This is a genomic window from Streptomyces sp. SAI-127, assembly GCF_029894425.1.
GTDB lineage: Bacteria > Actinomycetota > Actinomycetes > Streptomycetales > Streptomycetaceae > Streptomyces.
In genome coordinates this window covers 710,615-734,502 of record NZ_JARXYJ010000001.1, presented here as the reverse complement: position 1 = coordinate 734,502, position 23,888 = coordinate 710,615, and the positions used below count along the sequence as shown (strand labels likewise).

Genomic DNA, 23,888 nt, shown 5'->3' with positions numbered 1-23,888 from the left:
CCAAGAGGGCCAGGTCCTCATCGACGTCGAATGGGCGGGCGTGGTGTTCCCGTACCTCCTGCAGACTCGCGGGGAGTACCAGACGCGTCCGCACCGCCGTTCATCCCCGGCTGGGAGATGTCCGGAACAGTCCGCACGGACGGTGCCGGATTCCGTGCCGGTGACCGCGTGGCAGCGCTGCCGGTCACCCGTGGCTTCGCCCAGACGGCCGCTGTCGACGCATCGATGGTCGTTCCTCTCCCGGACAACGTCGACACCCGCCGTGGGGCGGCCCTGCCCCTGAACTACCTGACCGCACATTTCGCCCTCATGCACGCGGTTGCTCTGCGCCCTGGCGAGGTCCTCCTCGTCCACGGAGCCGCGGGCGGAGTGGGGAGCGCGGCCTGCCAGTTGGCCGCGGCGTACGGCGCGCGCGTCATCGCCGTCGTGTCCACCGACGAGAAGGCCGAACTGGCCAGGTCGTCAGGAGCACACGAGGTCGTAGGTGTCGGCGGATTTCTCGACGAGGTCAGGACCCTCACCGACGGCCGAGGCGTCGACGTCGTGGTCGACCCCGTCGGCGGGGACCGCTTCCCGGACTCGCTCCGTGCGCTACGGCACGGCGGGGGACGCATCCTTGTCCTGGGATTCTGCTGCTGACCAACACACCTCTGTGCTCGGAGTCGGGATGGACGAGTACTGGCGGCAGGATCCGGAAGCCGCCCGCGTCTGCTGGCAAGAACTCTGGCCCTTGCTGACGTCGGGCCGACTGGACCCGCCCATCTCGTCCGTCTTCCCCCTGGAGAGGGCGTGGGCCGCGCTGAATCACTTGGACCAGCGAAAAGTCCTCGGCCGGACATTGCTGCAGATCGGTGCCTGACGACGCAGAAGACTCCGCGGTTCAGCGGGTGGACGATCCGGTGCCGATACCACCACCGACATCGGGCAGACGCGGTGATGTGGCGCGCGGCCAGGGCGAACGCCGCGCACTGGCCCTGCTGATCACCCGGGCCGTGGAGGTTGTTCGTGTCGCCCGGGCTGGACGGCGGGCGCCCCCCGACTCTGCCCGGCCCGGCGGTGATGAGGCTTCGTCGCCAGATCAAGCACACGATCCCCGAGCCGAAGAAGCAGTGGGCCGACCGCCAAGGCCGCAGCAGCAAGGGCGACCGGCCCGTCGGCTTCGACACGACGATCTACAAGCGCGCCTACGTCTTCCACGGCACCGTCACCGTGGCTTCGATCCGCCTCTGCCCCAATCCGTGATCACTTGGCCTTCGTGACAAGATCCGGGCGTGACGACGTTGTTCCTGACGGTCGGCCTGCCAGGGGCCGGAAAGACCACGAGAGCGCGGCAACTGGCCAAGGAGCACAACGCGCTGCGGCTGACGCCGGACGAGTGGATGATCCCGCTGTTCGGCGATCCGCAGCCGGAAGGGAAGCGCGATGTCCTGGAAGGACGGCTGCTCTGGCTTGGTCTGGAGGCGCTGAAGCTGGGAACGAACGTGGTCCTGGATTTCGGATGCTGGTCTCGTGACGAGAGGTCCGCGATCCGCTGGTTGGTGATGTCCGTGGGCGCGTCCTGTCACCTTGTGTACGTGCCGGTGGACCATGAGACCCAACGTGCCCGGATCGCCCATCGCCAGTCGACCAGCCCTGATCAGACCTTCACGATGAGCGAGAAGGACCTCGTGCACTGGAGGACGCTGTTCGAGGAGCCCGACGCCACGGAACTCGATGGGCGTGAGGTGGGAGGTCCGCCAGCCGGGTGGTCAGGATGGCGGGAGTGGGCCACCGATCGGTGGCCGTCGCTCGCGTGACTGTCCGGCCAACATCACTCACGGGGCACTCCATGTGGGTACGTTAGACGGTACGGTAGTACCCATGTGTAAAGGTCGGCCTTCCCGTCGGACGACCACCCGCCGCTAGGCGGAGACGCTCATGGGAGACTGCTGCGGTGACGGCCCAAACTGACTCGCGTGACCGACGCCCGCGCCGAACGGCGCGCAGGCGGGTCGTCGACACCCGTCGTCGGGACGAACTGCTGCGCCAGGCCGAGGCGATCATCCTGACCGAAGGCTTCACCGCCGTGACCATGGATGAGCTCGCCCAGCGACTGGGATGCTCCAAGGCGACGCTGTACAGTCTCGCCTCCACGAAGGAACAACTCGTGCTGGCGGTCACCCGCGCCTTCTTCCGGGACGCGACGGCCGAGATCGAACAGGCTGTCCAGGCCGAGCCCGACCCCAGGCAGCGGATCCGGGTCTATCTCACCGGCGTCGGCACGGCCATGCGCCGGCATTCCCACGCCTTCTACGACGACATGGTCGGTTACGAACCGACCGCACAGATCTACCGCACGAACTCCGCCGCCGCGGCACGCCGGGTCCACGAACTGATCGAGGAGGGCGTGCAGTCCGGCGTTTTCCGCGCGCTCAACGGCCATTTCGCAGCTCAGGTCGTGGCGGTCACCATTGACGCGGTCCAGTCGGGGGTCCTCCTGGAGAGGACCGGCCTGACCGCCGGCGACGCCTTCTCCGAGCTCGGTGACCTCCTGCTGGACGGGCTCAGTTCGGGGCAGGGCGCATCCGAGCCTCCTGCCACAGCTGTGCGCTCACCCAGGGACGAGTTCTCGGCGCCGAAGTAAAGGCCGGGGGAGGGGCGCGCCTCGCGGACCGTCGCTGACCAGACACCACCCTGTGACGTCGCGGACTCGCCCGGCTTTCACCACATGAGGGTGCCGCTGAAGGCCTTACCAAGGGCTCGGGGACAGCCTCGCGGATGTGTGCCTGTACGGGTTCTCTGAAGGGGTTGGCCCCCGGGGCGGTCGGACCGTTCTGTGCCCTGTGCCAGAGGGGGAGGCGAGTGTGGGCGCCACTCCAGGCAGAGACCGCCGATCCATGGATAAACCTTCCTCTCCCGCCCTTGCGCGGGCGCTCTTACGGTCGAGGCTGCGGGCGCTCACCGGCCCGCCGTACCGAAGGAGCAGGACCCCCATGAAGATGACCGGCAACACGATTCTGATCACCGGCGGCACCTCTGGCATCGGTCTCGGCCTGGCGGTGCGTCTGCACGAGGCCGGCAACAAGGTGATCGTCGCCGGCCGGCGCAAGGAACTCCTCGACGAGATCACGGCCGAGCACCCGGGTATCGACGCGCTCGTCCTCGATGTCGCGGACCCCGACTCGATCGCCCGGGCCCGTGAGACCGTGGCGGCGAGCCACCCGGAGCTGAACGTCCTGGTCAACAACGCCGGCATCATGCAGATGGAGAACCTCCTCGACCCGGCCGGACTCCAGGTCGCCGAGGATCACGTCGCGACCAATCTGCTCGGCACGATCCGCATGACGTACGCCTTCCTGCCGCTGCTGGTGGGCAAGGACGACGCGGTCGTCATGAACGTCACCTCCGCGCTGGCGTTCGTACCGTTCCCGATCACGCCGACCTACAGCGCGACCAAGGCCGCCCTGCACTCCTTCTCCGAGAGCCTGCGCATCCAGCTCGCCGGTGCTGACGCCGGCGTCCAGGTGATCGAGGTGGTCCCGCCGGGCGTGCGCACGACCCTGCTGGGCCAGCAGGACAGCGACCAGTCCATGCCGTTGGACGACTTCCTCACCGAGACCCTCGACCTGCTGCGTGAGAACCCCGACGCGAAGGAACTGGTCGTCGAGCGCGCCCGGTTCATCCGCGACGCGGTGGCCAACGGCTCCTACGACGACGTCCTCGCCATGATCAGCGGCAGTTGACCGACCTGCGGTGACCGCCGCGGAGCAAGCTGGACCCGCCTCGGGGAGTTCCTCACCGAAGGCGCGGAACGGTAAGGAAGCGCCTTCGGTTTCGCCCCGGTCGTCGCACGGGAGGCGGCCGTTTCCGTCCTGAGCGCCGAGGGGCATGCGAGCGCCTGTCTGGCACGGCGAACATCGTCGTATCAGACGGGCCGGGCGACGAGTCCCGCGTACTCCCCAGCGGGTCATGCAGGTCAGGCCACCATCGGATGTCTCGCTGCGCATGCCCTCGGCGTCGGCCGTACGAGAGAGCGGGCGGCAGAGGACTGCTCAGCCATGGATCGGCGGTCTCTGGATAGCCGGGTGGGTTGCGGCGAGGATGGGGGCATGGACAAGAAGGATCTGGCGGAGTTCCTGCGTTACCGGCGTGAGATGTTGCGTCCCCGCGACGTCGGGCTGGTCGAGGGGCCGCGCAGGCGTACGCAGGGGCTGCGCCGCGAGGAGGTCGCGCAGCTCGCCGGTATGTCCACCGACTACTACGCCCGGCTGGAACAGCAGCGTGCTCCGCAGCCCTCGGTCCAGATCACCGCGGCTCTCGCGCGGGCGCTGCGGCTGACCCTGGACGAACGCGACCACCTTTTCGTCCTCATCGGCCACAACGCCCCGGCCCGTTTCCACCGCTCCGAACACGTCAGTCCGACGCTGCTGCGGGTCCTGGACCGCTTGGACGACTCCCCGGCCCTGGTGCAGACCGACCTGTTCGAGACCCTCGCGATGAATCCCTTGGCCGTCGCGCTGCTCGGCGACCAGACCCGCCACACCGGTCTGGCCAGTAGCGGCTACTACCGCTGGTTCATGGACCCGGCCGAACGTCTGATGGTTCCCGAGGAGACGCACGAACGCCACGGCCGCGCCCAGGCGGCACGCCTGCGGGCCGCGCTGACAGCCGGCAGCGACACCACCCGAGCCGCCCGGATCCTCGCCGAACTGCAGGAACACAGCCCCGAGTTCGTCCGCATGTGGGAACTCCAGGAGGTCGCCCAACGCTACGACGACTGCAAGACCATCCTCCATCCCGAACTCGGACGCATCGACGTCGATGCCCAGGTCCTGTTCACTGAGAACCGCGCCCAGACCCTGGTGGTGCTGACCACTCGCCCCGGCTCGGAGAGCCAGAGCAAGCTCGAAGTGCTCTCCGTCATAGGGGATCGCCAGGTCACGCCCTGACCCGAATGACGCCACTGGCCCTGCTGAACGATCTGCCTGTCTGGCTGGCATCTATGCCAATGTGCGTCGCCGGGGCGACCCGCGCTGCCAGGGCTCAGCCCGTCCCAGCACTGAACGGGTCGTCCGCTCCCGGACATGGCGGGAACGAAGTCATCCGCGAGAACCTGCGGTTCTTTGGGTGGCCGCTGTCGCGGTGGCGCGCAAGTTCTCGGGGACGGCCAGGAGGCCGGCGGCGCCGCGGCCCAGGCGCCCAATCGCCGCGCTCAGGCCGCTGATTTGACCGGATGCCGCCTCCGTTTTACGCTCGAGTGCATACGGAGGCGGCATCCGGTTTGGTGCGGTCGCAGGGTCACGGCAGGCGGGAGGGCGTATGAGCGCCGTGGAACAGCGGGGACGTAAGCCGCGCGCGGACGTGCAGCGCAACCGCGCGGCCCTTCTGGAGACCGCGCAGCGTCACTTCCTGCAGCACGGGGTCGGCACCTCCCTCGAGGCGGTGGCCAAGGAGGCGGGTGTCGGTCCCGGCACCCTGTACCGGCACTTCCCCACCCGGGAGGCGCTGCTGGCGGCGGTGCTGCAGACGCGGTCCGAGGAGCTGGTGGCCCGTCAGGCGGACATCGACCGGCTCGGCGACCCGGCCGAGGCGCTGGAGCAGTGGCTGCGGGCGATGGAGGAGTACTTCAGCGCCTTCAGCGGGCTGCCGGACCCGCTCATGGCCGCGGCCAGGGCACAGGAGCCGGACAACCCGCTGACGATTCCCTGCGACATCCTCATCTCCGCCACCGACCAGTACGTGCGCGCCGCGCAGCTGTCGGGGCGGGTGCGTGCCTCGGTGCGGGGGCACGACCTGTTCCTCGCGGCCTGCTCCATCGCCTGGATCAAGGGCACCGGTACCGAGGAGGAGTCGCTCGACCGGCTCCGCACCCTCATCGCGAGCGGCTACCGCCAGCGGGACACCCAGGCCTGAACCGCCAGGCGCCCCGCCCCCGCAACGCCAGGCGGCACCACCGCACGGCCATCACCTCGCGCTGCCCGCAGGGGCGGCACGACCTCTCAAGGGACACATCATGAAAATTACTGTCATAGGCGCCGGTGCCATCGGCGGGAACCTCGCTGTCAAGCTCAGCGCGGCGGGTCATGACGTCCAGGTGGCCGACGCCCGCGGCCCCGAGGCCGTCCGGGCACAGGTGCTGGAGTCCGGGGCTCGCGCGGTGGGCCTTGCCGACGCCGTCCAGGGCAGGGATGTCATCGTCCTGTCGATCCCGTTCGGGGTGGCGGGCCAGCTGGCCGGCCTGTTCGCGTCGGTGCCCGACGAGACGGTGGTCATCGACACCGCGAACTACTACCCCGGCATGCTCAGCGAGCCGATCGAGGCGGTCGACAACGGCCAGGTGGAGAGCGTGTACACCGCCGAACTGCTCGGCCGCCCCGTGGTCAAGGCGTGGAACGCCGCCCTGGCAGAAACCCAGCGGGCCAAGGGTGTTCCGGCCGGAACACCCGGCCGCCTCGCCATCCCCGTCGCCGGTGACAGCGAGGAGGCGCGGCGCGTGGCCATGCAGCTCGTGGACGACACCGGCTTCGACCCCTACGACGCCGGCACCCTGGCCGACTCCTGGCGCCAACAGCCCAACAGCCCCGCCTACTGCACCGAGTTGACCCTCGACGAGCTGCCGGCGGCCCTGGCCGCAGCCGACCGCGCCAAGGACGCGGCCATCCGCGACAGCCTCCCGGAACGCTTCGCCGCCCTCGGCGCCAACCCCACCGTCGACGACGTCGTCGAGATGAACCGCGCCGCCCACCGCTGAGACACCGACCTGCCCCTCGTGCACCCAACGACACGAGAGCGGCAGCGCCGGCACGCCACGAACACACACGACGAACACGAAGAGCGCACAGTCCCCCGCGCTGCGACCTGCAGTCTCGGCACGTCGCTGCCTGCGAGCATCCGCATGCCTGCCGGTACCCGCAGGGTGCCTCCGCACCCGGCCCTTACACCGGCTGTCTCCTTGCATGGCCTGCCGTAGTGCGCTGCGCCGCGGCCGCCGTTGCGGTGACTGCGCGCCATGGAGAGGAACTGCCTTGCCCGGCACCGCATCGCCCTTCACCGACATCGCACGTTCCCGGCGTTCCCCCCGCCGGTTCCTGCCCACCGCCCTGTCCCCTTCGGACATCCGCGGCGTGCTGGAAGACGCACAGACCGCCCCCTCGAACAGCAACACCCAGCCGTGGATGGTGCACGTCGTCTCGGGTGCGGCGCGGGACGCCCTGGCCAAGGAGCTGCTCCGGGCCGAGGAGGAGGGGCGGACCTCCCCGGATTTCACCGATGGCTACGGCGAGGGCCTGTACCTCAAGCGGTCGCAGGCCCTGGGCGCGAGTGTCTACCGGGCCCGGGGCGTAGCGCGCTCGGACCGGGAGGGCAGGAGGGCGGCGGTCCGCGAGAACCTGGAGTTCTACGGCGCTCCCCATGCCGCCTTCCTGTTCATGCCGGCACTCGGCGACGGGGTACGGACGGCCGGCGACATCGGCATGTACGCGCAGAACTTCCTGCTCTCGCTGGCGGCCCGTGGGCTGGCCGGCATCCCGCAGACCGTACTCGGCGTCTACGCCGACACCGTCCGCCAGTTCCTGGATGTCCCCGCGGAGCTCAAGCTGCTGTTCGGCATCTCCTTCGGCATGGCTGACCCGGCGGCACCGGTGAACACGCTCCGCACGGAGCGGGTTCCGCTGCAGCGGAGCGTGGTCCTGCATGCCACCCCGGGAGTCCTCGACAGGCCGTAGTCCCTCCGCCTGCAGGAACCATTCGACGCCTGGGCCGGGCCGCCAGTCAGCCGGCTGGGGCTGGGCGACCGCACGGCTGATATCCCTGCCTCCTCTTCGGCCAGGCCATCGAGGCTGTCGGTGTCCGTCCCGGGCCCGGTCCGGCCGGCACCGGAGTCTGGTTCGCTCGGGCGGCCGTTTCGGGAGTGGGGTGGGGCGGGAGTGTTCGGGCGGGTTGGGTACGGGCAAGGAGGCATTGTTCGCCTGCGGTGCCGTTGAGGCCGGCAGCCGGCTCTGACCAGACCGCAAGACGACTTACGACGATGGCAGTCAGGAACGGCTGTCCTACGTACTGGAGGCCGACCCCGTCGGCACCAGCACGGCGTCCCGGCTGAACGACTTGGACAAGGCCGGAACCTCACCGCCCAGGACGACACCGCGTCGACCTGCCCCACCACAGTTCACCTGGACCTGCAACGACCCCGGCCAGCTCACCGCACAGAACGGCTCCACCACCGGCTGGTCCTACGACAAGACCCGCAACGAGACCGCGGGCTGGCGCACGGCCGCATCAGCGCGGACGAACGAGACGTGGACGGACTGCAGCCAGCTGTCCGGCACCACGGTCGGCGGAATGAACCACGTCCACGACGACGAACGGCGTGGACACCGGATTCATCCGCGAACCCGGGGGCACGTTGAATTCCATGACCGGCCCACCGGCCTGCCGTGTGGCACCACCACCGAGGCCGTCCCGCAGCCGCTCCGCTACACCGGCGCTTACAGAGATCACTGATGGAAGCCGTTGTGGGATCCGGAGGGGCAGCCCTGGCTCATCCTGCTTATCGCGGTTTCGGTTCTGTTCACTGTCGCTCTCGCGGGATACATGGTCTTGTGGTCCCGGCAGCGTCGCAGCGACACTGCCGGCTGACCGCCCCGAAGGAACCCAAGCCACGGGGGAAACGACAGGCCCGTGCCCAGCGCCTGGCCTGTCGTTTCCCGCGCACCGAGGGAGAAGCTAACGCAATGGGCAATCTGGGAGGCATGGAGCTTGTTGTCCTCGGCGGTTTTCTGCTCGTCATTGCCATCTTCGTAACGGCGATCATACGTACATTGAAACGATGAGTGACGCAATAAGAGGAGTGCGAGCCTTTTCTGCTCTTTTGATCGTAGGAGGGATATGTGCGTGCGCTGCGGGGGCGGTCACTGGAGATGCTGCGCCGATCGCACTTGGAGTCGTCGCTGCAACCAGCGGAGTGGTTCTGGTGGTCTTCGCCTTCCTAGGTCACCGGAAGACCCGCTCCTGACATAATGACGACGCCGAGGGCTACCTTGTCCTTGCGATGGTCTTCGAACTCGTCGAGTCCGCCCAGACCCGCTGGCGCTTGCTCAACGCACTCCACCTCCGTCGAACGGCATGACACGGTGGCCGCATGAACCTGCCTGCCGACCTCCTCGCCGGCCTGCATGCCCCCAACCCCCGGGATCGCGACGCCGCCGCTGAGCAACTCGGCGACCTCCTGCACGGGTCCAGCCTGACGCAGGACGAGACGGAAGCTGCTGTCGTGTGCTTGCTCACCGTCGGCATCAACGACCCAGACGACGCCGTCCGCGAGAGCGCCCTCAACGCCATCGGCAACGCCTCCGAACGCCGAGACCTGCCGCTCCACCTGGTCGCCGGACTGGCGCCGCGGCTCCACACAATGCCCGCCCCCCTCCTCGAGCATGCCCTCGGCATTCTCGGCGCCACCCGTGACCCCGACGCCCACCCGATGATCGAGCCCTACCGGCACCACCCCATGGCCTACGTCCGCGACGCCGCCGCCATGGCACTGGCAGAGCTGCCCGATCACAACGCCCCCGCGGCGACGGACCACAACCTTTGACAATTCCTTGCCTGCCATGGCCCGTACGGGCACGGCCACATCGGAGGCTGCCGGCAGGTCAAACTCTCAGCAGACAACGTCGCGCGACAAAAAGGGGTTGCAGGCGAAGATCGTGACCCGAATGCTTCCATCATGAAGATGCACGCCAACCAGCTGACGGTGTTACCTGAGACGGTGCGCGCGTTGGTAGATGAGCAGTTTCCTGAGTGGCGAAGCCTGCCCATCAGGAGCATTGCTGCGCAGGGCACGGTCAACGCCGTCTTCCGCATTGGCGATCGGCTCGCAGCTCGATTCCCTCTTGAGTCCGCAGACATCGAGTCGACGCGTCGCTGGCTGGAGTCCGAAATGGAAGCGACTCGCGAACTGGTGGGTCGCACGCGTTTCCCCACGCCCGAGCCGGTCGCGCTCGGTGAACCAGGGGCGGGTTACCCGCTTCCGTGGTCGGTGCAGACGTGGCTGCCCGGGATCGTGGCCGACAACGAGGACCCAGGCGAATCGCATGCGTTCGCCCGTGACTTGGCCGATCTCATCGGCGACCTGCGCGCCATAAACACGCGTGGCCGCACGTTTGCCGGCACAGGCCGAGGAGGCGATCTGCAGGCCCATGACGCGTGGATGGAGACCTGTTTCAGGCACAGTGAGCAGCTCCTGGATGTCCCATCACTTCGCCGTATTTGGGTAACTTTGCGCGAACTGCCGCGGGGCACGGTTGAGGACGTCATGTCCCATTGCGACCTGATTCCCGGCAACGTGCTCGTGTCCGCTGGTCGGCTTGCGGGGATTCTCGACGTTGGCGGCTTCGGGCCGGCTGATCCTTCTCTGGATCTCGTGAGCGCGTGGCATTTGCTCGAGGCTGGGCCGCGGCAGGTGCTCCGCGATCACCTGGGTTGCGACGATCTTGAATGGGAGCGGGGCAAGGCGTGGGCGTTCGTTCAAGCGATGGGGTTGGTCTGGTACTACGTCGAAAGCAACCCGACCATGAGACGAATGGGTCAACGATCCTTGGAACGCATCCTGGCGGACAAGTCGCTCGCGTGACTTGAAGCAGGTGCTGGTCGCGGCCGATGACCTGTGTGGGGAAGAGGGGCTGGATGTGAGTGGTCTGGAGTCGGACCGCTTCAACGACCTGCGTTTTCGTGGTCAGGGGTACGTCGAGGTTCGGTCGCCGAACAGTGAGTTCCCCGAAGTCCCGATCATGGACGACCTCACCGCGTCACGGGCGACTTCGTCCTGGATATCGATCGAGCGTGGAACCTGGTGCACGACTTCACTCAGACACGGGCGGCCGGCCCTCTGGGGGAGTGGTGTGAGGTGCAGGATCCGGCGCTTGCTGCGTTCGTTGCGGGTGGGGTTGGCGTCATAGCCCTTGTCCCCGAGCGGTGCCTCGGGTCGGCGGCGTGGCCGGCCGGGGCGGCATGCGATGGGCGGGATGCCGTCGACCAGGGCGAGGGTATGGGTGACGTCGTTGACGTTCGCCGCGGTGGTGATGACCTTGAGCTGGGTGCCGCGTCCGTCGCAGATCAAGTGGTGTTGGCTGCCCGCCTCCGCGGGTCGACCGGCGACGGACCGGTGTCGGCTCCCCCCTTTTCGCGCGGATGGGGGAGCCGTCCACACATGCCCTGGACCAGTCGACCTCACCCGTCGCGTTGCGTTCGGCGAGCAGGATCCGGTGCAACTGGTCGAAGACATCGGCTTGCTGCCACCGCTCCAGCCTGCGCCAACAGGTCTGCCCCGGGCCGAACCCCAGCGCCAGAGGCAGGAGTTGACAGGCGCCGTTGCGGCGGACCGGCATCGCCGCGGAGGAGAGTCCCAGCGGGGCTGACCACGCTCAGGCCGGAAGCTCGACCTTGAAGGCAGCGTCCGCATTGGGGTCTTCCGTACCGGCGTAGCTCACGACACCGCCGCGTCGGCCGACGTCGAGGATGAGATACCCCGTAACGGACTGGCCCGGCTTGTATGTCGTATCGAGAGTCCGCCCGTCGCCGACGCCCTCCAGCGTCGAGGCGTCCTGAGCGGCCGTGTTGTCGTCCTCCCACTCCATCACGCCGTACGTCATGATCTCTGCGGGAGCGTCCCCGACGTTCTTCAACGTGAGCGTCAGCCTGACGAACTGGCCGTTCTCTGGCTTGTTGCCCGTGTCGATCTCGTCCGGCGTCACGTACTCCGCACTGACAACAGTCGTCTTCATCTGCGTCGTCACCTTGAAGTTCTCGCCGAGATCATCCGTCTCGCCGTACGCCCACGTGCCCGACTGGCCCACCTTCAGGACCGGGACCGCGGATGCGGACGCCGTTTCTGACGGCTCCTGTGACGGTTGTTCCTTGACCACCGACTCCGCAGAAGCGGACGCCTTCGAAGAGGCTTTGTCGTCAGATCCCCCCGAGGAACACCCCGCCAGAGGCGCGACGGATATCAGCATTGCCAGCACACAGGCACGGCGAACGTAGGCGCACATGGCGCATCCCCCCATGACTCGGTGGCCTCCCCAGGCCACACGGAGCAGCAAGCGTAGGGCACAGCCGCAGGAGCGAGAGGTGCAATTGGCGCTGCGATGCAGGCGTCTCGCTGAGGCGCCGCAGCTCACCGTCGGGACGAAGACTGACGAAGATCACCCCGACCTTGATGCCGGATCGGGCGAGTTCGCAGACGGTGATCGTCGGGAGCCGCGCGTTGACCTGCGCGTGTGGGCTTGGCGGTCATAACAGCGTCGACGTCGTACAGCGGGTGACGCGGGCTGCCGGCGGCGCGGTCGAGCAGGCTGCGGCGTACCAAGTCGCGGGCTGTACGCCACACGCCTGTGCTGCAAGTCCGGTTCGCGCGCTGGTGGAGTGTCGGTATTCGAAAGGTGCAGTATTCGCCTGCGGGGCGAGCGGCCCCGTACCGGCATGACGTAATCGCGGCAGGCGACCAGGTACGTCCAGGCGCCTGGCAGGTCCTCGCGCCGGCGGCCGAAGAAGTCCCGGATCGCCGTCTGCGAGGGCGGGACACGCAAACCGAATTCGCCGCGGCGTCGGGGGCGGTTGAACGGATCGATCGGTGACTCGACGGCGTGGCCGAAGCGGTGCATGATCTCGCCGCCGTAGCGCGGTTCGAGGTAGCGAAGTAGGCGTCGACCGCACGCGTTCGGCGGCACTCGGGGCTATCGGACAGGGGGTGCGGGCGGGTATGGCGGGCGAACCGATCGGCCGAAGTGGATCACTGGTACCCCGCAGCCTGCCCCGCTCGTCACCGCCACCAGCCCCCGTAATGACCGGTGTAGGAAGGCCACTTGGGCAGGGAAAACGCAACTTCGACAGGGCCCGCAGAGGCAGCTACCTTCAACTGGTCTTCGGCGATCGCCCACGGTCGCGCAGGAGTTCCTTCGGGCTGAGCCACCCGCGCCGGGATGAGTTGCCATGCCCCACGAACCCTCGCGCCCGTGCGTAAGCCCGCCGAACCGGGTCCACACCAGGCAGCCCCAACCAGGGAGAGACGCATGCCCCATCTTGCTCTGTACACATTCGGCGTCCTGAAGTCACCTCTGGCCGATCCCGCACCTCTCACGCGCGAGTTCTATGACATTGGTGAGGCCGTCTACCGGAGGATCAGCCAGCACCCCGGATACCTCGCGCGTGCTGAAGCGGCAGACGGTGACCGGGGCATGCTCTTCGAGGCGGACTGGGGTGCATGGGGAGAGTTCGCCGTACCGACCTGGTACGGCAAGGGCCGTACGGTGGAAACCACCGCCCTGGCCGCGACGCTCTCACTCTGGACCGACCTGCGCCCCGCCTTCGACGCCGTCTACACCGGTCTGCATCGTGAGGCGCTGAACAGGCGTTACGACTGGTTCGAGAGGGCAGGACGCCCGAACTACGTGTGCTGGTGGGTCTCCGACGGAGTGATACCCACCTGGCAGGACGGGGTTTCCAGACTGGAACACCTCCACGACCACGGCTCCGCACCGCACGCCTTCACCTTCCACCACTCATTCGCTCCGGACGGAACTCCGACCAGGATCAAAGGCATCGGGCCGAAGAGCGACCAAGTTCCACCACTTGATGCAGAGAACGGACCAGCCCGAACGTGATCACCCCAACTCATGGGTACGCGAGAGCCCCGGACGGCTTGGGGGAGGGCCGTCCGGGGTGGTCTGAGGTGGAGTGGGAAGAGCGGTCGCCTCTGGGTGAGTGGCTCCGTAGGGCTTCCGCCGAGTGGTCGTCCCCACCGGTGCTTAAGTGGTCGATTGCGCCACCTCCTCGGTCAGGTGCCGCTCCGGCTCGGGGGCGGTAGGCGGCGCGAACATCAGGCGCAGTCCCAGGACGGCGCAGAGCGGGCCGAGGGCGCACATCGCGGCGGCGCTGACGAACGAGGCGCCCAGATTCCCCGCGTCGTAGCCGAATCCGCCGAAGTACGTGGCGAAGGTCGACGCGAAGCCGAAGAACATTCCCGGGATGAGGGCGAACGGCTTCAGCCGGCCCGTTGCCAGCAGGGTGCCGTTGACGAAGAAGATCACCACGCCGAGTGCCAGGGTTTGGGCGAACTCGCCGGTGCCGAACATCGTGCCCGTCTCCCGGTTGAGGAGTACGGCCACCACCGCGAACCCTGCCCCCGTCGTGGTCGCGGTGATCATGGAGATGGCATTGGCGATGTTCGGGCCGCCCTGCATGAACGTCCCGGCCCAGGTGATGAAGATCGCCCAGGTCGGCATATGGAGCGGACTCAGGAGCAGGAAGACGGTGGCGAAGGCGACGATCGAGGCGCTGACCTCGTGGGGCAGTCTGATGCGTCCGGTACGGACCGTACGTACAGTGCTCATGGCTACGCCAACCCGCCCGGCTTGGCCAGCAGTTCCTTGATGCCCGTGTCGATGAACGCGGTGTCCGCGGGGCTGCTGCCGCCGCCGGCGAAGTGGCCCCAGATGCCCGGGATCACGCGGAGTTCGGCGCCCGGTATGTGGCTGACGGCCCAGGCCTCGTCCTCCGGCGGGAAGTAGAGGTCCTTCTCGGCGGGCATGTCGAGCGTGGTCGCCTTGATGGAGCCCAGCGCCGCCTCCGTGTCCCCGCCGAAGCCGGGGGTGAGGCCGACGTCGCCGTTCTGCCAGGTCCACAGCATGGTGAGCAGGTTGTTGGGGTCGCGGCCGTCGAGGAAGAAGCCCTCCCAGAAGCCGACCAGGAAGTCCTCGAGGGAGGTGTAGCCGAGCTTCTCGTACTCCTTCTCCCAGTAGAACGCCTGCGAGAAGCCCCACCCCGCGTACACCCGGGCGAGCGCGCGCAGTCCGGTGGTGGGCCACTTGTCCTTGTCGTACCAGCCGCCGTTGTAGACCGCGTCGGCGGTGAGCGCGGCCTTGACGCCCTCCAGGAAGACCTTGTTGTGGGCGCTGGTGCGCGGGGAGCCGCAGAACGGGGCGATCCGCTCCACCATCTCCGGGTGGCTGACGGCCCACTGGAAGGTCTGGCCGGCGCCCATCGACCAGCCGGTCACGAGGGCGATCTTCTCGATGCCGAACTCCTCGGTGACCAGCTTGTGCTGGGCCTCGATCTGGTCGTACACCGTGATGTCGGGGAAGCGGGCGCGGTCGTACGGTGGCGGTGTGTTGCTCGGCGAGGTGGACAGGCCGTTGCCGAGCATGTTCGGGACGATGATGAAGTACTCGGCCGGGTCGAGGGCCATGCCGGGGCCGATGAGCCACTCGTTGTCCCAGTGGCGGCCGGAGTACCAGGTGGGGTAGACGATCATGTTGGACTTGTCCGCGTTGAGTTCGCCGTACGTGGTGTAGGCGAGGTGCGTGCCGCGCAGGGTGGCGCCGCTCTGGGTGGTGAAGTCGCCCAGTTGGAAGGTGAGATGGTCACTGCTCATGGGGCTGCCTTTCGAGACGTTCAGGAAGTGACGGCGCACTGGCCGCGGTCGGCTTTTCTCGGGCCCTCGGCCGTCGGCCGGATGTCGAAGTCGAAGATCGCCGTGGGGAGGTAGAGGGTGCTGCACGCGTTCGGGATGTCCACGACGCCGCTGAGGCGGCCCTCGATCGGGGCGGAGCCGAGCAGCAGGTAGGCCTGTTCGCCGCTGTAGCCGAAGGTCTTCAGGTACTCGACGGCGTTGAGGCAGGCGTTGCGATACGCCATGGTCGCGTCGAGGTAGTGGTTGGTGTCGGTCTCGTGGTCGACGGAGATGCCGACGAACGAGATGAACTCGGTGTACTGCGGGGCGACGTTGCCGGGCATGAAGATCGGATTGGTCGTGACTCCGTACTTCTCCATGCCGCCCTTGATGAGATCGACGTGCAGGTCGATGAATCCGCCCATCTCGATGGCGCCGCAGAAGGTGATCTCGCCGTCGCCTTGGCTGAAGTGCAGGTCGCCGCCGGAGAGCAGGGCGCCGGGGGCGAGGACGGGGTAGAAGACCCGGGAGCCGCGGGTGAAGTTCTTGATGTCGTGGTTGCCGCCGTTCTCCCGGGCCGGGACGGTACGGGCGCCCTCGGCGGCGATCCGCCTGCCGACGTCGCCGCTCGCCGTGCCGGCCAGGGCGTTGTCGGCGAGGGGTGGGAGCGCGAGGGCCGGTACCCGGTGCGGGTCGGTGTCGATGAGGGCCTGCTCACGGGCGTTCCAGCGGGCCAGCAGTTCGGCTGAGGGCGCGGTGCCGAACAGGCCGGGATGGGTGATCCCGGTGTAGCGGACGCCGGGAATGTGCCGGGAGGTGGCCTGCTGGCCGTGGAAGTCCCAGACGGCCTTGTAGGAGTCGGGGAAGTGGTCGGTGAGGAATCCGCCGCCGTTGTCGCGGGCGAAGACGCCGGTGTAGCCCCAGCCCTGACCCGAGCCTTCGCCCTCCGCCTGCGGCACGGGGCCCAGGTCGAGGATGTCCACGACGAGCAGGTCACCGGGTTCGGCGCCCTCCACGGCGATGGGGCCGCTGAGCATGTGCGCGTGGGTGAGGTCGACGTCGCGGACGTCGTTGGCGGAGTCGTTGTTCCCTATCTGGTTGTCGGTCCAGTCCCGGCACTCGATACGGAACTCCGTGCCGGGCCGCACGGTGACGGCGGGCGGGATGTCGGGGTGCCAGCGGTTGTGGCCGGGCACTTTCTGGTCACGCATGGACAGGGCCTGGTCGACACTGAAGACGACTTCGGGCATGGACTGCCTCCGTAATCCGGTGCTTCGCGGTGCGTGTGGGGATCAGCGCTTGGGGAGCCCGGCCTGCCGGGGATCGGCCGGCGGGGTCGGCCGGCGGCGGGCCGGGGGTACGTCGGTGACGACCCGCGGCTCATGGGCGCTTGCCTCCTGGGCGTGCAGGGCACGGGCCAGCGGAGCTGAGGTGCGGGCGAGCATCGGGGCGGTGAAGACCCGGCGGGCAGGGCCTGTGCAGCTCCCGCACGGCTCCTCGGCAAGAGCCCGGCCGATCGGCCGGATCACGTCGAAGGAGCCGCAGCCCGTACAGCGGTACTGATACGTGGCCATGGGCTATCAACCTCCAAAAGCTTCGAGAAAAAAGTATTTCCAGCCGAAGCAATTGGGCAAGGGGGTCGCGTGTTGCGCACAGGTAAAAAAGAACTCCCCGCGGGTCAGGGAAGCTGCTGCAGCACGTCCCACCGCAGCCCGTCGGCCGCCGCGAGGAACACCCGCTGCTCGAGGTGGCGGTCACGGATCTGGACCGTGCCGCGGGGGCTCTCGTACTCCAGCCCCTCGGCGGTCGCCTGGATGCGCCGCACATCCGTGTCGCCCGCCCGGCGCAGCAGTTCGGTGAGCATGCGCACGCCCTCGTAGCACGACTCGCCGAGGCTGTTGAGCACCGGTGCGCCGGGGCCGAACCGGCGGAAGTACGCGGCGGCGAAGTCGAGCCCGGACGCGGTCGGCAGGTCCTCGAAGTATCCGGCCGAGGTCATCAGCCCCCGGGTGTTCTCCGGTCCGGTGGCCAGCAGGACGTTCTCCTCGATCAGGGAACTGAACCGGATGAGGTCGCGGTCCAGCCCGGCCGCGGTGAAGGCGCGGTTGAAGAGGACGGCGTCCTGTCCGATCAGCAGCATCAGCACGGCCTCGCAGCCGCTTGCCGCGACGCGCGCGAGGACGGGCCCGAAGTCCTGGGTGCCGAGCGGCACATACATCTCGTCACAGACCTCGCCGCCCAGTTCGCGCAGATAGCGGTGAGCGGCGCGGGCCGACGAGCGGGGCCAGACGTAGTCGTCGCCGACGATCGTCCAGCGGCGGATGTCCAGTTCGCTCGCGAACCACCGCAGCGCGGGCCGCAGTTGACGGTTCGGGGTCTCACCGGTCAGGAACACGCCGGGGGAGCGCTCGCCGCCCTCGTACAGCGCCGTGTAGACATAGGGCACCCGGCCGTCGATGCGCGGGGCGACGACCTCGCGGACGGCGGAGATGTGCCAGCCGGCCACCGCGTCCACGACGCCTCCGGAGATCAGTGCGTCGACCTCCGTGGCCACCTGCTCGGGCCGCGCGCCGCCGTCGACGAGCACCAGGCGCACCTCCCTGCCCAGCACGCCCGATTCGGCGTTGACCTCTTCGGCCGCGAGCTGGGCGCAGCATTCGCAGGAAGGGCCGAAGATGCCGGCCGGGCCCTGGAGCGGTATCACCAGGGCGACATCCAGTGCGTCACGGGCCCGGCTCGCCGGGGCGCCGAGCCGGACAGACGCCTTCTCGATCATAGCCGCTCACCCTAGCCATTGCTTGCTACGGGAATATTTCACAGCGATAAGGAAAGGACTGTATCGTGGGATCACTCCACCCGTACATCACGACGACTCTGGCAGGGCGATGACGACGACCACCCCGGCGGCCGTAGCCGATCTCGACCTCGCGCGTGCACTGACTCTCGTCGAGCGCAGCGTCGTCCTACGGCTCGGTGAGGCGCTGAAGGCAGAGGGCGGCACGCTCGAGGAGTGGCGGGTGCTGTCGTTCCTGGGCGACGGCGAAGGCCATGCCATGACCGAGATCGCCGAGTTCGCGCTGCTGTCCGCGCCCACCCTGACCAAGGTCGTCGACCGCATGGTCTCCGTGAACCTCGTCCTGCGCCGGGTCGACGACCAGGACCGTCGGCGCGTGCTGGTCTTCGCGTCCGAGCGGGGCAACGAGGCGCTGACCCGCTGGACGGCGGCGGTCGCACAGGAGCAGCAAGGCATCGTGTCCGCTCTCGGTGCGGAGGAGACGGCCCTGCTCAGGGCATTGCTCCAGCGGGCCTCCCGACGCCTGGGCTGAGAGGTCCCGCGGTGCGGCGTGGGCACGGTGTCTTCCGGCCGGGTGCTCGACGCGGGCCGTGAGGGGCCGTATGTCACGCGGCCACTCCTCGAAGGTGGGGGCCTTTACTTCTGAGAGCCGTTGGTGCAACACCTCTGCCCTGGCTGCGATACCGCTCAGCCCGGTGGCGGAGCGGTGGGAGCGACGGTGTCCGGGCTGCTCCTGGTGTGCCGGCGACGCGTGACTCGGCGCGGTCAGGAACCGGGTCGTGACGCTGGCGAAGGCCATCCTGGTGATGGCCTTGTGTCCGAGGCTGGGCCGCACTTCAGCGAGGTAGCAGGACCTCGACCTGCCTCCGGATGTCCTGCACGATCTCCTCGACGCTCAGGGCGATGTTCAGGCTCGTCGCCATGCTGAGGAACATCACGGCGGACACGATGTGTGCCAGCGTCTCGGCGTCGTCCGCGGTGACCCGCTCGTCTCGGCGCAGCACGGCGGCGATGGCTTCCTCGGCCTGCGCGACGATGGCGAGTGCCGCGCTGTGCCGGGGCTCCTCGGGGTCGCCGAAGACCATCTCTCGCAGGTAGGTGCGTCCGTTGTCGATCTGGGTGCGGTTGCACTCAACGATCGGCCGGACAAGGGCCAGCACTGCGTCCAGCACATCTGGGATGGTCTCGGCGTCCGCCCGGCCCTGCTCGAGCGATTCGGCGTACTTGGCGTTCTGCACGAGCAGGAGGAGTTCGCCCTTGGTCTTGGCGTAGAGGAACAGGGTCCCGGTGCCGATGTCGGCCTTGTCCGCGATCTGCTGGGTCGTGACCTCATCGACGCCGTGCTCGGCGAACAGCTCAGTGGCGGCAGCGACAATGCGGTCGAGTTTGTCCTGCTTGTTCCGCTCGCGCCGTCCGACCGGCCGGGGGGCGACAGGCATGGCCGTGTCCTCCAGGAATAGATTCTGACTGCAATCAGTTATGATGATAGTCAATAACGTGTGGGCTCGAATGTGGCTCCACTCATTCTCCCACGGGCGGGCGAGGAGCCATTGCTCCATCCGTGCACAGCCACGCACGTCACATCCCCTTGGAAAGAAGGAACACCAATGCCCTCCATCGATGGAGCAGTCGTCCTTGTGACCGGAGCGAACGGCGGCCTCGGGACCCACTTCGTCCACGACGCCCTGGCGCGCGGAGCCGCCAAGGTCTACGCCACCGCCCGCTCCCCCCGCGCCTGGGACGATGAGCGCATCGTCCCCCTTGCACTCGATGTCACCGACCCCGCGTCGATCGACGCGGCCGTCGCCGCCGCGCCGGATGTCACCGTGCTCATCAACAACGCGGGCGCGATCCCGCCGAACGCGAGCCTGCTCGACGTCACCGAGGCGGACATCCGGGCGAACATGGAGACGAACTTCTTCGGTCCCGTCTTCCTCGCCCGCGCGTTCGCACCGATCCTCGCCGCCAAGTCGCAGGCGGTCCTCGTCGACGTGCACTCCGTTGCCAGTTGGTACGCCTTCGGTGGCGTCTACAGCGCGTCCAAGGCCGCACTGTGGTCGGCCACCAACTCTCTGCGCATCGAGCTCGCGCCCAAGGGCGTCCACGTGACGGGGGTGCACATGGGCTACGTCGACACCCCCATGGCCGCGCACGCCGACGGACCGAAGTTGCTGCCGGCGGAGCTGGTGACGACGGTCTACAACGCCGTCGAGGCCGGCGAACACGAGGTCTTGGCCGACGAGTTGACCGTACAGGTCAAGTCGGCCCTGAGCGGCCCGGTCGAGGCGCTCTACCCGGACCTGCACAGCGCGAACGCCTGAGCTTGTTCTACTTCCAAGCATGGGTGCGAGGCCCCGACCTGGTCTTTTTCAGGTCAGGGTTCCGCGATCCATGACGCTCGAACAGTTGGCCGCCGTCGAGGAGGCGTGCTCCGCCCCGATCGTCGATGAGAGTCGGCCTGGCGGTTCGTGCTGCACACTGGGGTCGCCTCGGAACACCTGCCGCAGGAGCTGGGCTTCGGCTCGGGCATGACATGCTGGCGGCGCCTGGCCGAGTGGACCACGGCCGGGGTGTGGCCCCGGCTGCACGAGGTCCTCCTGGCCAAGCTCCGCGGCGTGGACGCCCTGGACTTCTCCCGGGCGGCGGTCGACGGCTCCCACATCCGGGCACTCAAGAGGGGCCCAAGACACGACGAAGACCCGTTGACCGGGGCGAGACGGGCAGCAAGCATCACGTGATCACCGACGCCACCGGCATCCCACTCGCCGCCACCTTGACCGGCGGCAACCGCAACGACGTCACCCAGCTGGTCCCGCTGCTTCGGGCGATACCGCCGATGCGTGGTGAGCGAGGCCGACCCCGGCGCCGCCCGGACGTGCTGCTTGGCGACCGCGGCTACGACCACGACAAGTACTGGCGACTGGTCCGGAGCCTCGGGGGCAAGCCACTGATCTCCCGCCGCAGTACCGAGCACGGCTCCGGGCAGGGCGCCCAACGCTGGGTAGTGGAGCGCACTTTCGTCCATCTGCATTGATTTCGCTGCCGGCGGATCCGCTGGGAGATCCGCGACGACATCCACCAAGCCTTCCTCACTCGGATGTGTACTTATCTGCTGGCGGCGTCTGAACGGACTCCAGTGGAAGCTGAGTTCGACGACAACCTTGCACAGCACGCCACAACGGGAACTTTCCGGCGAGCTGAGGACGGAGCGAACCAGCAGTGGTCTCTCCACTCGAAGTAGTGTCGGGGTGCATGGTGTCTTTGTTCGCGTTGATTGGGCCGCCCGCGATTACCATCTTCCTCTTCGCGGCCGGGACGCTCCCCTACGCGTTGTGGGTGACCAGGAAGAAGCCCTCGCAGCCGGCCCGCTGGGCCGTGCTCGGCAGCGCAGCAACCATCGCCGCCTACGGGGCCGGAACTGTCTACGGGCTCGCTTTCACGAACCCGCTCGACGTGTGCGGCTCCAGGACCGGCGACGGCGTGTACATGGATGCTGGACGGGACTTCAGCCTGACATCGGTGAACGTGGACGCTTTCCCTCCATCCATCACTTGTCACTGGACCAGCGGCCACAGCACCGAAGAGGTGTGGTTCTGGGCCACACCTTTGCTGTACGCAGGACTGGCCTGCTCCGTCGTCTGCTTGGCCATGCTTCTCATCAACCGAACGCGAAGGCCCTGAGCGCCTCTTCCGTTCCCCGTCGGGGGTTGCACGTACTGCTACGGCGAGGAGGGACTCGCCCAACTCTCCAGGCCGCTGCACCTCATACCCGACGACATGGTGTCCGCGGCAGCCGGAGAGGTGCCCAGCCACTGGGACGACTTCCCGCGTCTCTACCGCCGTCTCGTCCCGTGCATCATCCGCCCCCTTGTCGCCGGTCAGTTCCACGTCACCGAGGAGCTGATCGCCACCCGCCTGGTCGAGGCAGGCTGGAGCACCTGGGACGCGCCCCTGGCCGACGCACTTCGCAACGTCTGGACCGCATGGTGGCAGGCCACCTTGCACACCCACCCCAGCCCGGTGTTCATCAGGGACACCCTCGGCCTCATCACCGTCGCCACCGACAGCCTGCGCCGACGCGCACTTGGCGGACCTGATGGTCGACGTGCTGTTCGAGTACGAGATCACCGACCTGAGCCTGGGGTTCCACAGCGAATACCACGCGACCGCGGAGCTGGTGGAGCTCCAGCAGCTGATCAGCGCTCCAACTGACGCCTCAACCCACGCGGTTCACAAGGACGACTACTGAGCTCTTGGGGTTGTCGCCGATCAGGTCGGGGCGGAGTTGGATGTAACGCGACCAGCGGCGCCAAGACGATGTACGCCCAGCGCTGGCCGCAGTCATTCCGCCTGCGGCCACACATCCTTCTTCCACAGACCCACCGCCTGCTCGTTGCGCTCCAGCGCCCGGCGGGCCGGTGACTGCCAGGACCATCCGTGCGGGTGCAGCAGCCGACACACCGCTGCCGACGATCAGTCCATCCGGAACCTCCGGGCGATCAGCACTCTGATCCGGGCCGGCGTCCAGCGCTGGTCCTCCCAGTCACGCGCCGGGCCCCGTGCCGGCTCCTTCTCGAGGACAGCGAACGGCTCATCGGCCACCTTGGGCAGTTTCGGCGGCCCCGCGGAGGCGAGCGCGGTCCCACGATCACCGCGGTTCTCTCACCGCGACCGAACCGCTCACCCGCCTCGTACCGGATCCGCTCGCGCAACAGCTGCCGCTCCGCGGTCGCCCTCCACCCTGCGCGTATCGAATGACTCCGGCCTACCGCAGGGATCACCACACACGTCACCATCCCCGGTTGGCGGCGCCGATGTAATGCCCCAGGCGGTACTCGAAGTCGATGCCGGCCTGCTCGACGATGGCCTGCGTTCCGGCGGCGCGGGCGAGGAAGCCGGGGAGGGTGAGGGAGTGGGCGAACTCGCCGTAGGCGGCGATCAGATCCGCGTCCGGGGGCAGGGAGGCGCGGTTGATCTGGGCTTTGGCCGAGGCGAGTGAGGTGCGGTCGAATGAGGCGAGCCGGCGGACGATCGTGTCGACGAAGGCGTCGAGTTCGCTGTCGGGGAGGGTACGGGTGGTCCAGCCCCAGCGTTCGGCGGTGTCGGCGTCGTAGTCGTCGCTCGTGAGGATGGCTTCCAGGGCGCGGTCGCGCCCGATGGCGCGGGGGAGGCGCTCGGTGCCGCCACCGCCGGGGAGCAGTCCGCTGCCGACCTCCGGCTGCCCGAAGATCGCTTTCTCCCGGCTGGCGTACCGCAGATCGAGGGCGAGGGCGAGTTCGTTCCCGCCGCCGCGGGTGCGTCCGCGGATGGCCGCGATGGTGATGTAGGGCGCTTTGGAGAGTGCCAGGACCAGGTTCGTCCAGGCCGGCACTGCGTGCTCGTCCTCGGGGGCGGGGAAGTCGGCGGCGGCCAGGTCGAAGTGGTTGTAGAAGAAGTCGGGGGTGGCGCTGTCGAACACCACGACCTGGATGTCCGGGTCGGTGGCCAGTTCCTCGACGATCTGGATGAGCCGCAGGACGGTCTCGCCGACGATGAGGTTGACGGGCGGGTTGGCGAAGGTGACCTTCGCGACCTGGGGCGAGGTGCGCTCGTAGTGGATGGTGCTCTGCTCGCTCATGTTCTGGTTCCAGATGTGTGAGGGACAGCGGATGGCGGCGGGGCGTCAGCAATGCG

General features: G+C 68.1%; 27 protein-coding genes and 2 pseudogenes. 18 read left to right on the top strand and 11 right to left on the bottom strand.

Features of this window, described 5'->3' with window-relative positions:
* The first annotated feature begins 117 nt into the window (after nucleotides 1-117).
* The 12 genes and pseudogenes from M2157_RS03590 to M2157_RS03535 all read left to right on the top strand — a co-directional run bounded on the left by M2157_RS03590 (nucleotide 118) and on the right by M2157_RS03535 (nucleotide 10,606).
* Nucleotides 118-639 (top strand): zinc-binding dehydrogenase, encoded by a 522-nt coding sequence (locus M2157_RS03590; protein WP_280860314.1) that lies wholly within the window; start codon nucleotides 118-120, stop codon nucleotides 637-639.
* Between the two features lie 429 nt (nucleotides 640-1,068).
* Nucleotides 1,069-1,242: pseudogene (locus M2157_RS03585) on the top strand (IS5/IS1182 family transposase); the annotation flags it as partial.
* A 29-nt stretch (nucleotides 1,243-1,271) separates the two neighbouring features.
* A complete protein-coding gene (locus M2157_RS03580; RefSeq protein WP_280864383.1) occupies nucleotides 1,272-1,796 on the top strand; it encodes an ATP-binding protein in 525 nt (174 codons plus the stop codon).
* A 137-nt stretch (nucleotides 1,797-1,933) separates the two neighbouring features.
* The gene (locus M2157_RS03575; protein WP_280864382.1) at nucleotides 1,934-2,623 is read left to right on the top strand and encodes a TetR/AcrR family transcriptional regulator; all 690 of its coding nucleotides are present in this window, start codon (nucleotides 1,934-1,936) and stop codon (nucleotides 2,621-2,623) included.
* 349 nt (nucleotides 2,624-2,972) lie between these two features.
* Nucleotides 2,973-3,722: an SDR family NAD(P)-dependent oxidoreductase gene (locus tag M2157_RS03570; protein WP_280864381.1), complete on the top strand. Its 750-nt coding sequence runs from the start codon at nucleotides 2,973-2,975 to the stop codon at nucleotides 3,720-3,722.
* Nucleotides 3,723-4,088: 366 nt separating this feature from the next.
* Nucleotides 4,089-4,928: a helix-turn-helix transcriptional regulator gene (locus tag M2157_RS03565; RefSeq protein WP_280864380.1), complete on the top strand. Its 840-nt coding sequence runs from the start codon at nucleotides 4,089-4,091 to the stop codon at nucleotides 4,926-4,928.
* 370 nt (nucleotides 4,929-5,298) lie between these two features.
* Nucleotides 5,299-5,892, top strand: a complete 594-nt coding sequence (locus M2157_RS03560) for a TetR/AcrR family transcriptional regulator (RefSeq protein ID WP_280860308.1) — start codon at nucleotides 5,299-5,301, stop codon at nucleotides 5,890-5,892.
* A gap of 100 nt (nucleotides 5,893-5,992) precedes the next feature.
* Nucleotides 5,993-6,730 carry an NAD(P)-binding domain-containing protein gene (locus M2157_RS03555; protein ID WP_280864379.1) on the top strand — a complete coding sequence of 246 codons (738 nt, stop codon included), beginning with the start codon at nucleotides 5,993-5,995 and terminating at the stop codon, nucleotides 6,728-6,730.
* 274 nt (nucleotides 6,731-7,004) lie between these two features.
* Entirely contained in the window at nucleotides 7,005-7,703 is a 699-nt protein-coding gene (locus M2157_RS03550) for a nitroreductase (protein WP_280864378.1), read from the top strand.
* A 379-nt stretch (nucleotides 7,704-8,082) separates the two neighbouring features.
* A complete protein-coding gene (locus tag M2157_RS03545) occupies nucleotides 8,083-8,478 on the top strand; it encodes a hypothetical protein (RefSeq protein ID WP_280864377.1) in 396 nt (131 codons plus the stop codon).
* Between the two features lie 637 nt (nucleotides 8,479-9,115).
* The gene (locus M2157_RS03540) at nucleotides 9,116-9,568 is read left to right on the top strand and encodes a hypothetical protein (protein ID WP_280864376.1); all 453 of its coding nucleotides are present in this window, start codon (nucleotides 9,116-9,118) and stop codon (nucleotides 9,566-9,568) included.
* Nucleotides 9,569-9,700: 132 nt separating this feature from the next.
* Nucleotides 9,701-10,606, top strand: coding sequence for an aminoglycoside phosphotransferase family protein (locus M2157_RS03535; RefSeq protein WP_280864375.1), 906 nt, complete (start codon nucleotides 9,701-9,703; stop codon nucleotides 10,604-10,606).
* A 102-nt stretch (nucleotides 10,607-10,708) separates the two neighbouring features.
* Here M2157_RS03535 and M2157_RS03530 read toward each other — a convergent pair whose 3' ends face one another.
* Together M2157_RS03530 and M2157_RS03525 are read right to left on the bottom strand one after the other, a co-directional pair.
* On the bottom strand, nucleotides 10,709-11,257 hold the full coding sequence (locus tag M2157_RS03530) for a transposase (RefSeq protein ID WP_348541776.1): 549 nt from the start codon (nucleotides 11,255-11,257) through the stop codon (nucleotides 10,709-10,711).
* Nucleotides 11,258-11,396: 139 nt separating this feature from the next.
* Nucleotides 11,397-12,023 carry a DUF4352 domain-containing protein gene (locus tag M2157_RS03525; RefSeq protein ID WP_280864373.1) on the bottom strand — a complete coding sequence of 209 codons (627 nt, stop codon included), beginning with the start codon at nucleotides 12,021-12,023 and terminating at the stop codon, nucleotides 11,397-11,399.
* A gap of 1,020 nt (nucleotides 12,024-13,043) precedes the next feature.
* On the opposite strand from M2157_RS03525, the gene M2157_RS03520 reads away from it, so the two are divergent.
* Nucleotides 13,044-13,634, top strand: coding sequence for a DUF3291 domain-containing protein (locus M2157_RS03520; protein WP_280864372.1), 591 nt, complete (start codon nucleotides 13,044-13,046; stop codon nucleotides 13,632-13,634).
* A 144-nt stretch (nucleotides 13,635-13,778) separates the two neighbouring features.
* Here M2157_RS03520 and M2157_RS03515 read toward each other — a convergent pair whose 3' ends face one another.
* From M2157_RS03515 to M2157_RS03495, 5 genes are all read right to left on the bottom strand, one after another.
* Nucleotides 13,779-14,363: a DUF1097 domain-containing protein gene (locus M2157_RS03515; RefSeq protein ID WP_280864371.1), complete on the bottom strand. Its 585-nt coding sequence runs from the start codon at nucleotides 14,361-14,363 to the stop codon at nucleotides 13,779-13,781.
* 2 nt (nucleotides 14,364-14,365) lie between these two features.
* Nucleotides 14,366-15,403: an alpha/beta fold hydrolase gene (locus M2157_RS03510; protein WP_280864370.1), complete on the bottom strand. Its 1,038-nt coding sequence runs from the start codon at nucleotides 15,401-15,403 to the stop codon at nucleotides 14,366-14,368.
* Between the two features lie 20 nt (nucleotides 15,404-15,423).
* Nucleotides 15,424-16,671: a formamidase gene (fmdA, locus tag M2157_RS03505; protein WP_280864369.1), complete on the bottom strand. Its 1,248-nt coding sequence runs from the start codon at nucleotides 16,669-16,671 to the stop codon at nucleotides 15,424-15,426.
* Nucleotides 16,672-16,713: 42 nt separating this feature from the next.
* Nucleotides 16,714-16,995 carry a zinc ribbon domain-containing protein gene (locus M2157_RS03500; protein WP_280860296.1) on the bottom strand — a complete coding sequence of 94 codons (282 nt, stop codon included), beginning with the start codon at nucleotides 16,993-16,995 and terminating at the stop codon, nucleotides 16,714-16,716.
* Between the two features lie 104 nt (nucleotides 16,996-17,099).
* Nucleotides 17,100-18,197, bottom strand: a complete 1,098-nt coding sequence (locus M2157_RS03495) for a substrate-binding domain-containing protein (RefSeq protein ID WP_280864368.1) — start codon at nucleotides 18,195-18,197, stop codon at nucleotides 17,100-17,102.
* A 109-nt stretch (nucleotides 18,198-18,306) separates the two neighbouring features.
* On the opposite strand from M2157_RS03495, the gene M2157_RS03490 reads away from it, so the two are divergent.
* Nucleotides 18,307-18,747: a MarR family winged helix-turn-helix transcriptional regulator gene (locus M2157_RS03490; RefSeq protein WP_280860293.1), complete on the top strand. Its 441-nt coding sequence runs from the start codon at nucleotides 18,307-18,309 to the stop codon at nucleotides 18,745-18,747.
* Nucleotides 18,748-19,051: 304 nt separating this feature from the next.
* Here the strand turns inward: M2157_RS03490 and M2157_RS03485 are convergent, their stop codons facing one another.
* Nucleotides 19,052-19,654, bottom strand: a complete 603-nt coding sequence (locus M2157_RS03485; RefSeq protein ID WP_280860290.1) for a TetR/AcrR family transcriptional regulator — start codon at nucleotides 19,652-19,654, stop codon at nucleotides 19,052-19,054.
* Nucleotides 19,655-19,822: 168 nt separating this feature from the next.
* Here M2157_RS03485 and M2157_RS03480 point away from each other — a divergent pair, with 168 nt between their 5' ends.
* The 4 genes and pseudogenes from M2157_RS03480 (at nucleotide 19,823) to M2157_RS49080 (ending at nucleotide 22,464) form a co-directional block, all read left to right on the top strand.
* Nucleotides 19,823-20,536 (top strand): SDR family oxidoreductase, encoded by a 714-nt coding sequence (locus M2157_RS03480; protein ID WP_280864367.1) that lies wholly within the window; start codon nucleotides 19,823-19,825, stop codon nucleotides 20,534-20,536.
* Between the two features lie 186 nt (nucleotides 20,537-20,722).
* Nucleotides 20,723-21,331 (top strand): annotated as a pseudogene (locus M2157_RS03475) (IS5 family transposase); the annotation flags it as partial.
* Nucleotides 21,332-21,467: 136 nt separating this feature from the next.
* Nucleotides 21,468-21,896 (top strand): hypothetical protein, encoded by a 429-nt coding sequence (locus tag M2157_RS03470; protein ID WP_280860288.1) that lies wholly within the window; start codon nucleotides 21,468-21,470, stop codon nucleotides 21,894-21,896.
* Between the two features lie 403 nt (nucleotides 21,897-22,299).
* Nucleotides 22,300-22,464 (top strand): hypothetical protein, encoded by a 165-nt coding sequence (locus M2157_RS49080; protein WP_348541839.1) that lies wholly within the window; start codon nucleotides 22,300-22,302, stop codon nucleotides 22,462-22,464.
* A gap of 92 nt (nucleotides 22,465-22,556) precedes the next feature.
* Here the strand turns inward: M2157_RS49080 and M2157_RS03460 are convergent, their stop codons facing one another.
* The 3 genes from M2157_RS03460 to M2157_RS03450 all read right to left on the bottom strand — a co-directional run bounded on the left by M2157_RS03460 (nucleotide 22,557) and on the right by M2157_RS03450 (nucleotide 23,832).
* The gene (locus M2157_RS03460; RefSeq protein ID WP_280860287.1) at nucleotides 22,557-22,676 is read right to left on the bottom strand and encodes a winged helix-turn-helix domain-containing protein; all 120 of its coding nucleotides are present in this window, start codon (nucleotides 22,674-22,676) and stop codon (nucleotides 22,557-22,559) included.
* A 12-nt stretch (nucleotides 22,677-22,688) separates the two neighbouring features.
* Complete coding sequence (locus tag M2157_RS03455; RefSeq protein ID WP_280864366.1) at nucleotides 22,689-22,817, bottom strand: hypothetical protein; 129 nt, start codon at nucleotides 22,815-22,817, stop codon at nucleotides 22,689-22,691.
* Nucleotides 22,818-23,004: 187 nt separating this feature from the next.
* Nucleotides 23,005-23,832 (bottom strand): enoyl-CoA hydratase/isomerase family protein, encoded by an 828-nt coding sequence (locus M2157_RS03450; RefSeq protein WP_280864365.1) that lies wholly within the window; start codon nucleotides 23,830-23,832, stop codon nucleotides 23,005-23,007.
* Nucleotides 23,833-23,888: the final 56 nt, after the last annotated feature.

Coding starts and splice junctions, on each gene's coding strand:
- M2157_RS03590 (WP_280860314.1), top strand. CDS start 118: ATGTCCGGAACAGTCCGCACGGACGGTGCCGGATTCCGTGCCGGTGAC.
- M2157_RS03570 (WP_280864381.1), top strand. CDS start 2,973: ATGAAGATGACCGGCAACACGATTCTGATCACCGGCGGCACCTCTGGC.
- M2157_RS03565 (WP_280864380.1), top strand. CDS start 4,089: ATGGACAAGAAGGATCTGGCGGAGTTCCTGCGTTACCGGCGTGAGATG.
- M2157_RS03560 (WP_280860308.1), top strand. CDS start 5,299: ATGAGCGCCGTGGAACAGCGGGGACGTAAGCCGCGCGCGGACGTGCAG.
- M2157_RS03555 (WP_280864379.1), top strand. CDS start 5,993: ATGAAAATTACTGTCATAGGCGCCGGTGCCATCGGCGGGAACCTCGCT.
- M2157_RS03540 (WP_280864376.1), top strand. CDS start 9,116: ATGAACCTGCCTGCCGACCTCCTCGCCGGCCTGCATGCCCCCAACCCC.
- M2157_RS03535 (WP_280864375.1), top strand. CDS start 9,701: ATGAAGATGCACGCCAACCAGCTGACGGTGTTACCTGAGACGGTGCGC.
- M2157_RS03530 (WP_348541776.1), bottom strand. CDS start 11,257: ATGTCTTCGACCAGTTGCACCGGATCCTGCTCGCCGAACGCAACGCGA.
- M2157_RS03525 (WP_280864373.1), bottom strand. CDS start 12,023: ATGTGCGCCTACGTTCGCCGTGCCTGTGTGCTGGCAATGCTGATATCC.
- M2157_RS03520 (WP_280864372.1), top strand. CDS start 13,044: ATGCCCCATCTTGCTCTGTACACATTCGGCGTCCTGAAGTCACCTCTG.
- M2157_RS03515 (WP_280864371.1), bottom strand. CDS start 14,363: ATGAGCACTGTACGTACGGTCCGTACCGGACGCATCAGACTGCCCCAC.
- M2157_RS03510 (WP_280864370.1), bottom strand. CDS start 15,403: ATGAGCAGTGACCATCTCACCTTCCAACTGGGCGACTTCACCACCCAG.
- fmdA (WP_280864369.1), bottom strand. CDS start 16,671: ATGCCCGAAGTCGTCTTCAGTGTCGACCAGGCCCTGTCCATGCGTGAC.
- M2157_RS03500 (WP_280860296.1), bottom strand. CDS start 16,995: ATGGCCACGTATCAGTACCGCTGTACGGGCTGCGGCTCCTTCGACGTG.
- M2157_RS03495 (WP_280864368.1), bottom strand. CDS start 18,197: ATGATCGAGAAGGCGTCTGTCCGGCTCGGCGCCCCGGCGAGCCGGGCC.
- M2157_RS03490 (WP_280860293.1), top strand. CDS start 18,307: ATGACGACGACCACCCCGGCGGCCGTAGCCGATCTCGACCTCGCGCGT.
- M2157_RS03485 (WP_280860290.1), bottom strand. CDS start 19,654: ATGCCTGTCGCCCCCCGGCCGGTCGGACGGCGCGAGCGGAACAAGCAG.
- M2157_RS03480 (WP_280864367.1), top strand. CDS start 19,823: ATGCCCTCCATCGATGGAGCAGTCGTCCTTGTGACCGGAGCGAACGGC.
- M2157_RS03470 (WP_280860288.1), top strand. CDS start 21,468: ATGGTGTCTTTGTTCGCGTTGATTGGGCCGCCCGCGATTACCATCTTC.
- M2157_RS03450 (WP_280864365.1), bottom strand. CDS start 23,832: ATGAGCGAGCAGAGCACCATCCACTACGAGCGCACCTCGCCCCAGGTC.